The organism is Metamycoplasma arthritidis (genome assembly GCF_900660715.1).
GTDB lineage: Bacteria > Bacillota_I > Bacilli_A > Mycoplasmatales > Metamycoplasmataceae > Metamycoplasma > Metamycoplasma arthritidis.
This window is the reverse complement of sequence record NZ_LR215047.1, coordinates 656427-669037: the sequence shown is the minus strand read 5'-3', so window position 1 is coordinate 669037 and position 12611 is coordinate 656427. Positions and strand designations below refer to the sequence as shown.

Annotated in this window: 12 protein-coding genes; 3 read left to right on the top strand and 9 right to left on the bottom strand. The window is 30.5% G+C overall.

Annotation, left to right across the window (positions count from 1 at the left end):
- Positions 1-262: 262 nt before the first annotated feature.
- Positions 263-1303 (top strand): endonuclease/exonuclease/phosphatase family protein, encoded by a 1041-nt coding sequence (locus EXC42_RS06415; protein WP_012498440.1) that lies wholly within the window; start codon positions 263-265, stop codon positions 1301-1303.
- 37 nt (positions 1304-1340) lie between these two features.
- Here EXC42_RS06415 and EXC42_RS02670 read toward each other — a convergent pair whose 3' ends face one another.
- The 9 genes from EXC42_RS02670 to EXC42_RS06405 all read right to left on the bottom strand — a co-directional run bounded on the left by EXC42_RS02670 (position 1341) and on the right by EXC42_RS06405 (position 9767).
- Positions 1341-3176 carry a lipoprotein 17-related variable surface protein gene (locus tag EXC42_RS02670; RefSeq protein ID WP_012498439.1) on the bottom strand — a complete coding sequence of 612 codons (1836 nt, stop codon included), beginning with the start codon at positions 3174-3176 and terminating at the stop codon, positions 1341-1343.
- A 290-nt stretch (positions 3177-3466) separates the two neighbouring features.
- Positions 3467-4384, bottom strand: coding sequence for a YwaF family protein (locus EXC42_RS02665; protein ID WP_129648951.1), 918 nt, complete (start codon positions 4382-4384; stop codon positions 3467-3469).
- 66 nt (positions 4385-4450) lie between these two features.
- Positions 4451-5098: a ribulose-phosphate 3-epimerase gene (locus EXC42_RS02660; RefSeq protein ID WP_012498437.1), complete on the bottom strand. Its 648-nt coding sequence runs from the start codon at positions 5096-5098 to the stop codon at positions 4451-4453.
- A gap of 8 nt (positions 5099-5106) precedes the next feature.
- Positions 5107-5946, bottom strand: a complete 840-nt coding sequence (rsgA, locus tag EXC42_RS02655; RefSeq protein WP_012498436.1) for a ribosome small subunit-dependent GTPase A — start codon at positions 5944-5946, stop codon at positions 5107-5109.
- Positions 5947-6096: 150 nt separating this feature from the next.
- A complete protein-coding gene (locus tag EXC42_RS02650) occupies positions 6097-7095 on the bottom strand; it encodes a serine/threonine-protein kinase (RefSeq protein WP_012498435.1) in 999 nt (332 codons plus the stop codon).
- A 6-nt stretch (positions 7096-7101) separates the two neighbouring features.
- A complete protein-coding gene (locus EXC42_RS06410; protein ID WP_012498434.1) occupies positions 7102-7845 on the bottom strand; it encodes a PP2C family protein-serine/threonine phosphatase in 744 nt (247 codons plus the stop codon).
- 6 nt (positions 7846-7851) lie between these two features.
- A complete protein-coding gene (gene gmk / locus EXC42_RS02640) occupies positions 7852-8481 on the bottom strand; it encodes a guanylate kinase (RefSeq protein ID WP_012498433.1) in 630 nt (209 codons plus the stop codon).
- A gap of 35 nt (positions 8482-8516) precedes the next feature.
- Positions 8517-9065, bottom strand: coding sequence for a 16S rRNA (guanine(966)-N(2))-methyltransferase RsmD (gene rsmD / locus EXC42_RS02635; protein WP_012498432.1), 549 nt, complete (start codon positions 9063-9065; stop codon positions 8517-8519).
- Between the two features lie 27 nt (positions 9066-9092).
- On the bottom strand, positions 9093-9767 hold the full coding sequence (locus tag EXC42_RS06405; protein WP_012498431.1) for a hypothetical protein: 675 nt from the start codon (positions 9765-9767) through the stop codon (positions 9093-9095).
- A 226-nt stretch (positions 9768-9993) separates the two neighbouring features.
- Here EXC42_RS06405 and EXC42_RS06400 point away from each other — a divergent pair, with 226 nt between their 5' ends.
- A complete protein-coding gene (locus EXC42_RS06400) occupies positions 9994-10740 on the top strand; it encodes a hypothetical protein (RefSeq protein WP_041914108.1) in 747 nt (248 codons plus the stop codon).
- Between the two features lie 10 nt (positions 10741-10750).
- Positions 10751-12607 carry an MYPU_1760 family metalloprotease gene (locus EXC42_RS06395; protein ID WP_012498429.1) on the top strand — a complete coding sequence of 619 codons (1857 nt, stop codon included), beginning with the start codon at positions 10751-10753 and terminating at the stop codon, positions 12605-12607.
- The last annotated feature ends 4 nt before the right edge of the window (positions 12608-12611 follow it).

Below are 12611 nucleotides of genomic sequence, written 5' to 3'. Positions count from 1 at the left end.
GAATTATACAAACAAAAAAAAAAAAATGCAAATTGTGGCACAAATTGCATATAAACTACATATTTCACGCGTATTAACGGCTTATTTTTGCAAATTAACTATCTATTTTTTCAAAGGCGATATTTCACTGCGTTTAAATTATCCTATTTTTAAGTTATTAATGCTGAATTTTAGATATTTTTTTGTTAAAACAAATGTTAAAATCAGAAAAATAAAAAACTTTTTAGTCATTTATTTTTTATATATTTATAATGCGTTTGTTATGAAAAAGAAAATTTTATTAATATTAAGTTCAGCAGTGACAACGTTTACTATTGCAACTACACAAATAAGCGCAAAACCCAATAGCACTCAAAAAGAAACACAAAATCAAACCTCATTTAATGCAACTCTTAGTCCAAGAGCAAAAATGGCAAATGATTTACGATGAGGGCATTGAAATATATTAAAGGCTTCTAATAAAAAAGATGATAAATTAAAGTCAATTGCTGCAGTTATCAAAAAGCTAGACTATGACTTAATCGGTTTGACAGAAGTTTTGGATTCAAGCGCAATTCAAAGTATTGTTGACCATTTAAATTCCATTCATGGTACAAAATCGTATGAATATATAAGTTCACAAAAATTAAAAGGAAAACAAGCTTCGCCAGGACAAGCTGAACATGTAGGTATAATATACAAAAACGATAAATTAAAACCTTTGCCTTTTGTAAATAACACAATTGGCTATAGTTATACAAGTAGTTTTAGTCATCATCCATTAACTAATGCAGAATATGTTCGCCCACCTTTTGGTGCGCAATTTGAATGAAAAACAAGATTGAAGAAAGATAAATTAACATTTGTTTTTGACCATTTTGATAGTCCTGGAGCTAAGAATGGGGAACAAACTATTCATGGAATGGGAGCGCAAGAATACGTTGAAGCTCAACAATTGCCAAATGTTCTTTTAACTTTTGAAACGATGTCACAAAGCAAAAACATCTTTTTTGCCGGTGATACAAATATTAAAGTTAATAAAGAAAGCATAGCATTTAGCAATTTAAATAATTACACTAAAGCATTTGATGATAATTTGTCTAATTCAACCTCTTTAAGTGATACTCCAAATCAATATTCGCAGCCATATGACAAAATCTTTTATAAAACAAATTTGTTGCTAAATCAAGCATTTATATATGACCTTTGAAATGTAAAAAATGATAGTCAAGTTAATTCCTATCTATCAATCTTAAAATCAGCTTACCTAGAACCTAAAAAAATTTCAGATCACGCCCCAATTGGCGTTGATATCCAAGGATAAAAAATAAAAAGGCCGCCCTTGAGGTAGCCTTTTAAAATTAGATTTTAAGTAATGAGTGAGTAAGTTGCATTTCCACGATTTTTGTATTTTTTGATTGTGCACCATCGTTTGCATTTATCTCAAATGTTGCATCAAAAATAGCTTTTGCTCAAATATCGCCATTATTACTTTTAGAGAAAATAATCTTTGACAAATTAACTTTTAGTGTTCTAATTTGGAATTTGCCATTTTCCAAAATGTATGTATTAGGCTTGAAATTATGTTCTAATGATTCTGCACCATAACTTATCATTCAATATTTATGATCAAATTTTGTTGTGGCATCTTGATCATCGTTGTTTTTTATGATTTCTCATGAATTAGTTGTGAATATTTTTTTAACTTCGTTATTTGACACATTACTTCTAGTGATTTCATAATTTAGGGTGTTTTTATTGTCGTTATATAATTTTTTAATTTCTTGCTTTATTGTATTTCACTCATTGTTATCGTTTTTTTTGGTGATTAAAAAATCTCTTAATGTATCATTGGTAATTTTTTTAAAACCAGTTAATTCAATATTTTGCGTGATTGAATCGTGCTTTATTCCACCATTTTCTTCATACTCCAATTTATATGTTACATACAATTTTCCATCAATGTCATTAGCGCCGACTGCCTCTTCAACAATTTTAACTCTTGTTCCTTCGCCAAAATACTCTTCATATTGTTTTTCAAGTTCCAAAAAGTTATGAAGAAAAGGGACTGTTAATTTAAAATTGCCCGCATATTCAGAAGCATATGTTTTAGAAGTATCACCTTTTGATTTAACTAATTTTAGTAAAGAATTTAAAATGTCTTTATTAGTTAATGTGACATCTCCTGAAAGTTGAGAATTAATAGTTGCAACTTGAACCTTTTCGATTTTTTCTAATCCGTTTTCGAATTTTTTAATATTTGCAAAAAGTGTTCCGGTCACTTGATATTTATTAGTGCGTTGTTGTTTTTTTATTTTTAGATCAGCAACTTCGTAGCTTCCACTATTCGTGATATCTAATTCAATGCCATCGCTTTTTTGGAATTGAAGTTTTAAATATTTAAGTAATTCGTTTCCCTCTAAACTCTCAAGATCGCTTACTTTTTTCTTGTCTTCTACTAATTTATCTTTATTTAGTTCAACTTTTTTAAGGCTAATATTTTCTACTTGAGTTTTTGCAAAGCCCTCTAGAGTAATTTTTTCTTGACTAAATTGATGACCATCATATTTTCCGGATACTGAAATTTCTCCCGACCCTTTTGAATCGTCATAACTTAAAATATTAACTTCAGTTAGGTCTAACTTATCCTTTTTAGTTGGAGCGAGCTTGCTCTTATTTTCAGAAATTGCTTTAGTTTTGTCTAGATCTAATGCTTCTAATATTTTTTTAATAATAGTTTCTTTATTTAATTCGCTGTTATTGTTATCGTCGGGTTGATCTTTAGGATTATCTTTTTCCTTGCCAGGATCATCTTTGTTGTCATCTTGTTTATGATCTGGTTTATCTTTTTCCTTATCATCCGGTTTAGATTTTTCTTTAAAACCGTCAATTTTGTAAGTAAAGTCTTTAGATTCATTTGTTTTTGTGTTGGTTAAAGTAAGCGAAACACTAATTGAATTTTCGCCTTTACTTAGAGAATTAATTTTTAGTTTATATTGTTCGCTTGGTAAGCCCGAAACTTTAATATCTTTTTCTTGTACTTGATCTACGGTAAGTTTATTTTTATTATCGACGTCTAACTTAACCTTTTTAAAAATCTCGTCTAAGCTTTGTTCATGTTGGCATGATGCTGAAATCAAGGGAGTAAAAATAGTTCCCAAAGAAATTAGCAATAAGCTTAATTTACTCTTCTTCATTTGTTCTTCTCCTGCATAATGTTTGTCTAGTAAAATTACCAAATTTAACATAAATTTATTAAAAATAGCATTTTAATTGATACAAAATGCATCTAAAAAAGATAGTTTGGCAATCAAAAAAACAAAAGCATAAATTATCATCAAGTTTATAGCCTAAAAACATAGTTTATTTTTTATCATTATTTAAGTATAAAACATTGTTTTATAGCTAAAACCCTACCAAAAAGCTGCATTTTAAAGGTTTTTTAATCACAACTACGGTCGGGTTTTAATGGCTCTTTTTAATATTTTTATTCAACCATTTGATCAAAATCTGGTTTTGGTTTTTTCAAAAAGAACTCTCTTAAGAAGTTGGTTTTTTTGAAGTTAAATTTCATTTTATCGTCAATTTTTTCAATGAAAATCATATCTTGAAAAGCCAACAGTAAAGTTATTAGTGGCATTGATATTAGATAAGCAAGTGAATAAGAGAATAAGTGGAATGGTCACGCAGTTAATTTACCCATCGTTTCTGAATAAATATTGAATTTATTTGTACCTAGATAAAAGAAGTTAGTCTTTCAATTGTTAGGAGCATATAAGTTAGTAAGCAAATTAATCACAAAGATTATTAGAAAAATCGTAACTGAAATGCCGAAGCTAATTCCACTATCTTTAATAGTGTAAGTCTTCTTATCGTTAAAAATTAGCATTAAAAGTGGCATTATCAATAAGAACGAATGAGCTAGAATATAATCTCAGAAAAAGAAATTATCATAGCCTACAGGATAAGACGGCATCGCTTTTCTTGGATCTTCAAAATGCATACCAGGAATTGAAATTGCGACAATAGTACCTACAAATGCTAATAGTGCATAGTACTTAGTTGAATTTAAATTGTTGAATATTAAACTAAATGCAACAAAAATGATCATTAGCCTACACAAATGTAAAGGAATTGCTTCTCAAAGTCGCGGAACGCGAATGACGACCATGATAATTGAACGAATAGTCATAAAAAGTAAGATGATTAGTCCAACTAACATCCAAAAATATCTTTTTTGCAAACCCATGATTTTAACTTTGGCTTGATAATTTTGGTAAATAACTTTCCTAAAAATTCAAATTAAAAAAGCGCCAACAAAAGCTAAAAAGAAAAATGCAATATATAAATAAACCGAAACACCAGCAAATTTTTGCTGTCCGCCTCGTCAATCAAAAAATCCCATAGCTCCCCCTTGCTAAATTAAACATATGATTATATGGTTTTAGACAATTCATTCAAACCAAGTTAGCTATTTAATTAAGCTTTTTATAACCTCTTGGTTGAAATTTTTGACCAAAAACGAACCAACTACTGCTAAATTAACTCCAGCGTCATAACAGTACTTGATGTTTTGATCATTAACACCGCCGTCAATTTGAATAATGCAGTCTAAATGATTTTGTTTGATATAGTCACTAAGTTTTTTTACCTTGTCATAGCTGTTTTCAATAAATTTTTGGCCGCCAAACCCAGGTTCTACACTCATTATCAACAACAAAGAGAGATGTTTAAGATAAGGGATGATTGCTTCCACTGGCGTATTAGGTTTAATTGCAAGGCCTAATTTAGTTTGATCTTTTTTAGCAAGTGCAATTAAATTTTGTAAATCATCTTGTGACATTGCTTCAAAATGAAAAGTTAAGATATCGCCAAGCTTTTTATACATTTCATAATAACCAAAAACGTCTTTAACCATTAGATGGATGTCCATAATATGGCGGGAACATTTTTCTTTAATTTCTTTAATTTCCTTATATTGCAAAGCAACATTGGGCACAAAAATATTGTCCATAACATCGTAATGAACATTTACAACGCCTCAGTCGATTAGCTGTTGAACATAATTTACTAAATTTTCTTTTTTAACATCTAGTATTGATGGACTTATTTTTCGCATTTTTTCTCCTATTTAAGTAGTCTTTCTAAGAAACTACGATAGTTATCATAACGTTCTTGCTTAATGATACCTTTTAAAACTAATTGCTTAACGTTACATTCACTTTCAGCTTCTTGGTAGTGTCGACAACTTCGATATTTACACATCTTAGCAGCTTCTCTGAAGGTTTTAAAAGCGACTGGCATTTCGTCAATCGTGAGATCAAATTCAATTGACGAAAAACCTGGGGTGTCAATTATTTCGCCGCCATTAAAATCAATTAAGCTAACTTCACGGGTGGTATGCTTACCACGATTAAGGGCTTTAGAAATCGCTTGAGTTTCAAAACTTGTTTTAGCTAGATAATTTATTAAAGTTGTTTTGCCAACGCCAGTTTGGCCGACAAAAAAACTCGTTTTATTTCTAAAAATTTCTCTTAGATCATCGAAACCTTCTTCGGTTTCATAGTTAATTTCATAAACAGTGTAACCTTGATCCTTGTAAAAATCAATTTTGGTCTTTGAAGTTAAATCTTTTTTGGTGAGAACAATAATTGGCGTAACATTTTTATTTTCTATAATGATTAAAAATTTATCAACAAGTTGCGAACTAAAATCTGGTTCAACTAGCGACATTACTACAATTGCTTGGTCAACGTTGGCAATTTTTGGCCTAATAAAGAAGTTTTTTCGCCCCATTATTCGATGAATGAGCTCGTTGTGTTCAAATTCAACAAAATCTCCAACGATAGGTTTCATATCGAGAAGTCTTAATTTTCCGCTTCCTCTAACACGATAGATTTTTGAGTCGCTAAAACTTTTAACATCGTAAAAACCTGCAATCGATTTGACAATTTTTCCTTTATCCATTAATTCTCCAATATTTAACTTTAATAATAAAAAATTATACCTATATACAATGCTGCAGGCATAATTTCATTTTTCAAAATCAAAAGTTAAAGATTTTGACGAAAAAATTAAAACAATAAATTGTTATTTTGTCTAAAGTTAATAATTAAATTAAATGATTTTTTTGAGGTGGAGAACGATCAACACTATTATAATAACGATCGAAATTGCTCCAATCAAAATAAGCGAAATCGTCATAGCTTTACTATTCACTTTTTTGATAAATGCTTCTTTTTTAGAAGATTTACCAATGATTAGACGTGGCTCGTTTGCGCGTTTTTGCGATAAGCAAGTGCTCAAATCTTCATAAAGTTCAACGCAACTAACATAACGATCATCAGGATTTTTAGCGGTACATTTTATTATGATATTTTCAACCGCTTGCGGAACTAAAACATTAACTTGTTCTAGTCTCGGAATCTCTCTTTTAGTGTGGCTAAGAGCAATGGTTTGATGATCAGAGCCAGTAAAAGGTGCCTTGCCAGTTAGCATTTCATAAAGTACTATTCCTAAGGCGTAGATATCACTTTGAGGTGAAGGTTCGGCTTGCTTGAGCACTAATTCTGGTGATACATATTGTACTGAACCAATTAGTTTTCTTTCATCGGTTAATCTTAGAGAATCATCACCTAACGAGATACCAAAATCAATGAGTTTAATTGTGCCATCATAAGTGATTAGAATATTACTTGGTTTTAGATCGCGATGCACAACGTTTTCTTTATGAATATCAATAAGACCATTGCAAATTTCTTTGGCATATTCAATAGCTTCTTCTAATGGAATTTTGCGTTTTTTACTAATTTGCGTTTTTAAGTCAGTTCCCTCAACTAACTCCATTGCCATGTAGCTTTCTTTAGGGGTGATATAGTGCCCAAATAATCTAACGACATTTTTACTTTTTATTCTTTTAATAACCTTGATTTCGTTTTCAAAGCGCTTGTAAACAATTTGCTGACGTGGACCATTAATTGTTAAAACTTTGACTGCAAATTTTTTACCGCTTGCACGATGAACGGCAGAAAATACAGTGCCAAACCCACCTCTACCAATTTGTTTAATAATTTTGAAGTGTTTCGTTAGATTTTTATTTTCTTTTGCACCGGCCATATTGAATTAGATCCTTACAATTATTATTGAAATGTTGTCATTTGAATGATTCTTTTTAGCATAGTTTATTAAGTTCAGTGCTTTTTCTTCTAAGCTATTTTTTTTATTCTGAATTACTCTTTCAAAAAGAGGTTTTTCAATAAAATCATGTAAGCCATCGCTAGTTAAAATAATGTACTGCGAATTAGAATTTTTATTAAATGCATGGCCATCAGGAACCATCGTTTTATAAGGCCCTAAACAGCTAGTTAATTTATTAGCATCAGGATGGTTACTTGCGTCAGTAGGATTAAATCCTTCGTTGATTAATTTGTTTTTAATATTCTGATCTTGCGTTACTTGGTGTAGCAGTCCGTTATAGATATAAATACGTGAATCACCGATGTTGAAGATATATATATGATTTTCTTTTTGATAAATTAAAGCAGCAACTAATGTAGTGCCCATGTCGCGATATTGACTATGCTCTTCAACATAAACTCTTAGTGAATTTTTGATGTGAGTTAATGCATGACTAAATCAATCATTAATCGCGAATTTATCGTTGTAGTTAATTGAAAATGGAAAATTGTTAGTAAAGTATTTAGAAAAAAGGTCAATTGTTAAAGACGCTGCTTGAGCACCACCACGATGCCCGCCCATACCATCACATAGCACGGCCAAAGCCCAGTCGTCTTTTTGAACAAATGTTACTCGATCTTGATTTTCAGGTCTTACTAAACCGATATCTGACTTACAACAAAATTCCATTTAGAATTACGCCTTTCTACCTTCGGTGTTTTCTTTTTTAGATTTTAATAGATACTCAAATTCTTTGGTAATAATTTTTTTAATTTCATTAGCTGTAGTATCAATATCGTTGTTGATTACAACATATTCAAACATTGTAGAATGACCGATTTCCTCTTTAGCCTTTTCTAGACGTTTATTAATAACTTCGTTTGATTCGGTATTGCGGCCAATAATTCTTCTTTCTAATTCTTTAAACGAAGGAGGCATTAAGAAGATTGAAACAATTTCTTCTTCTCTTCCTTGCTTGCGATAATTGTCAATTATTTGAGTTGCCCCATTTGTTTCAATTTCAAGAAAAGGAATTTTACCTTGTTCAATAATCCGATCAATTTCTGAATATAAAGTGCCATAGTAATTATCAAAGTGCATTGAATATTCAATTAGTTTATTGTCGGCTAAGCAAGCATCAAAAGTTTCTTGCGAAACAAAGTAATAATGAACACCATCAATTTCGCCATCGCGAGGGCGTCTAGTAGTTATTGAAACCGAAAGTTTCAGTTTCAATTCTTTATCATCAAAAAGTGGTTTTTCAACGGTTCCTTTACCAACGCCGCTTGGCCCGGTAAATATAATTAATTTTCTTTTGTTTTCCATAAATTAATTCTCCCTTAAATTAATGATAACAAATGTTATCCTTTATAAGTTAGGTAGTAGATGTAAATTCTACCATATTTTTTGCACTTAACTATCGCGAGCTTTTCGGTTTCTAGTTCCAAATTTGCTGCGTCAGTCTCAACAATTACTTTGCCATTAGTTAAAAGAAGACTGCTATCGCTAATTAATTTAATACATTGTTTTAACAATTCTTTTGACGCAAAAGGAGGATCTAAATAAATAAATTTTCACTTTTTTGAAGCGTTATTTTCTAAAAAATAAATAGCATCAACATTTAGAATGTTTATTTTAGTTTCCCCTAATGAAAGTGCATTTTTTTGAATTATCTTATAAGCATCGTAGTCTTTTTCAATACAAGTAGCAAAAGCTGCGCCACGTGAAAGTGCTTCCAGACAAAAAGAACCACTACCAGCAAATAAATCAAGGACTTCTGCGCCGTCAAGCTCAAAATGGATTGAAGAAAAAATCGCTTCTCTAACCTTATCAATGGTAGGGCGAGTAGAACTTTTACTTGGTTGTTCAATTATTCTTGAGCGATACTTTCCAGCAACAATTCTTAACATATTATTAGAATTATACGAATTATTGTCTTAGTTTGTTTTTAGAAATCCTTTTATTTTATAAGTAAATATTGGTCCGATGCCAATTCCGGTATCATGTCTCATAATAGGGAAGTTTTTACTATCAATGTGGTGTTTGTTCGATCAAAATAGTCGCATATCCATGACAAGAAAATTGTCTCCGGGATTTGGACGATATATTGTGTAACGGATTTCAAAAAAAGCATCATTAAAATTGGAAATGTCCGGTCAAATTGATGTGAGATATTTAGTTATTCTCGAATCGCTAGAAAATACTTTATCTAAAGTGTCAAAATTTCTAAACTTAGGGTCGTTTTTATATTTTCCGTTCGGTAGAACTTTTTCGTTAATTACCTTGCTTGCGATTTGATAGAATTCCTGTGCAGTTAGTTTTTTGCCCGCCTCAGTTAAAGACATGACAACTTTTGCGAAAACTTCAAGAATTTGTTCACGTTTGATATTGTAGGAATTTTCTCAATTTCCTTTGATGTTGGGACCCTCTTTTCCAACGTTGGGATCCGAGCTGCCATCATCATAGTGAGCATTAGTATTTCATCTATTTTGTTGGTTTTCAGGCCCCCAAGAAGGACGATAGGAAGGTGTGCACGAAACCAAAAATGAAGTTGCTAAAACGGGAGTGCAAAAACTTAAAAATAATGATAATTTTTTATTTCTGGTTTTCATATATTTTCATTTTAACGATATTGCACGGCGAGGATTAAGAAAAATCCTGAAATTGACATTTTTTAGCCCAACAATAGGCCCAAAAAATCACTAAAAAAATTTTTTACACTTTTTTAGGTTTTTTAGCGTATTTCTATTGTAAGAAGTTCAAAGTTTTTAGACATTTTTTATTTTTAATATATATTGTTAATTATGTAATTTGATAGAAGAAAGAGATGATGGAATTGTGAAAAAATTACTAAAAATTTCTAGTATTTTTATACCTTCAATGTTGATTGGTTCGCTTGCTTTGATTTCCAAATCATGTGATGGGCAAAATACACCAACCCCTAAAACTGACATTAATTATGTAACGCAATTGGGAATTTCAATTGGTGATGAAGCGCAAAATCAAAAATCAGTTAAAGCTTCTTTAGCAACTAAAGATTTTCTTGCTGCTAAAAGTTGAGCTGATGTTTTAAGCGTTTTTAGAAAATATCAAATTCCTTATAAAGTAGATGAAGCTCCTGAAGGAGCAACATATCGTGTAAGCCCAGGAACTCATCCCCACGATGATGAGGGTATAATTCATTTAGATATTATTCAAAAAATTGGTGCAACTGAAAACACTGCAAGATTTGAAATAAGTGGATTTAGAACGATCCCAATTAAAAAAGAATATATTATTGGTAGCTATGGCCTTAGTTCAAAAGCGAAAAAAGCTGATTTACTTAATACGGTTTATACCAAGCTAAAAGCTGCTCAAGACAAAGGTTTTGATGCATTTTTAGAAGCATTACGCGAATATGTTGATGTTAATAAAATTAATGAACAAGGTAAAAAATTTAAATTTGATTTTAGTAGAGTACAACTATTATCTGACCGTGGCCAAATTATTTTTGAAAAAATTTATACTTACACCAAAAATGATCAAAGTGATTTAAAAGAAGAAAGTGGCGAAACAATTTTTGCAATTTCAGGGTTAAAATCATAGGAATTTAGCCATGAACAATTCAAGTAAGAAAAAAAGCTCATTTTCACTATGAGCTATATTAGGAATAACTTTTAGTTCACTTTTACTAATTGGGGCAATAATTTTTGTAATTTTTATTACCTTTGGTTTTTTTAAAAATGCTAACCCGTTCTTGCCACCAATACTAAGCAATAAAGAAAGCCAAGCAATTTCTTATAATCAAAAAAATTATAATTCTGATGAAGAGAAATTTGAGTATGGTAATTTAAGCATTAAAGAATATCCATATGCAGAAAGAAATGGCAAATTACTTTATTTTTTAGGCAAAGATGGTCTTAAAAAACTTAATGAAGATTTTTTAAAAAGAGCATCATATGGTTCGGAAATTAATTCTCTTAAAGCGGTATATATTAATAAGAAAAATTCTAGTGTAGATTCAAAAAATCTAAATGGTTACTATCTACCAAATACTCAAGAACTTTATATCCCGATTGACAATTTCATGAAGCTTTGACCAAATATCAATTGGGAGAATGTTGATTTAGACTACAAAATTGAACTTATTATTTCGACGCTTGTTCACGAATATATGCATCATGTTGCCACTACTTATAACCAAGCAAATTTGCGTAGCGACAAAAATAGCGACACTTCATTAATCTATCAACTTAATCCACAACCAATTTTTTCACAAACATATAGTAACAATAAAAAATTCTTAGATGAATTTCGTAAAAATTTGGGATATGTTGAACCTAAATATGGGGGCGAGTATCTCAAAAATTCAAGCGAGTTTAGTACGAACTATGGTTTGCCGGTTTTTAGAGAATTTAGTTCTTATGATTTATTTAAATATGCAAATTTAATTCCTGATGACGAACGATTTAACAAAATTAATAGTGGGCAATATTTCTTTAATAACAATAGAAATCTTGGCCTTGAATATCAAAGTCCAATTTCAAACGAACAGATCAAATATTTGTATTCTTTAGAAGAGTTAATTCCACGCGAATATTTAAAAATGTCTTTCCAAAAAAAATACAATCTTCCCAACCAAGAACGATTTACACACTTTGTTAATAATGGACGACCTTATTTAACTGCTTTTGGTGACGACATTGTTAAACAGATTGCTCATGGATCTAGTAGAACACAATTATGAAGAAATTTATATAGTTACAACTGAGTCTTTGATCGCGAACTAAAAGATTTCAAAAATGTCCAAGGTAGGTATCCTTATCAAGTAACTCCTACTAACGCAGACGCAAGGTTGAAAGGTCTTTTTAAAGCATATTTAGATCTAATGGGTTATGGCCAAGGAATTAATTACTTTGGTTTCAATGATCAAGATCATAAAAAAGCTAACCTTGGAGGCTTTGCTAAACTAAGCGAAGAAGAAAGTAAGAAAAAAGCTTACTTATTAGTTAGCAATTTAAATAATCCTTCAGCCGTTTCAGAACGTATCAAAGCAAACATTTACCGTCCTAATTTCTTTACCAAAAAAAATTGAGACGATAAAGTTGGGGATCCTATCAATAGACCTAGCTTTGTCGGGTTAGAAGACAACCTTTATTCTTTTTATACCGATTCATTTGATTTAGATAGATTTATCAATTACACAAAAAACACTAAAGTTGATTTAAAACTTTGAATTGATAGTAATGATAATGGTATTCAAGATGCTAGCGACAAAGTCATTGATTTGACTGACGAAAACAATTTTAAAAGATTTTCAGAAACTAAAAGAACCATCACTAACTTTAGAAAATACATGGAATGAAATAGCACAAATCCTATGATTAAGCCATTTTATAACAAAAGTTACAAAATTGAATTGAACAAAGACGTTAGTGGACACTACTATACCGTTAGTCAATACACAAATTAAAAAT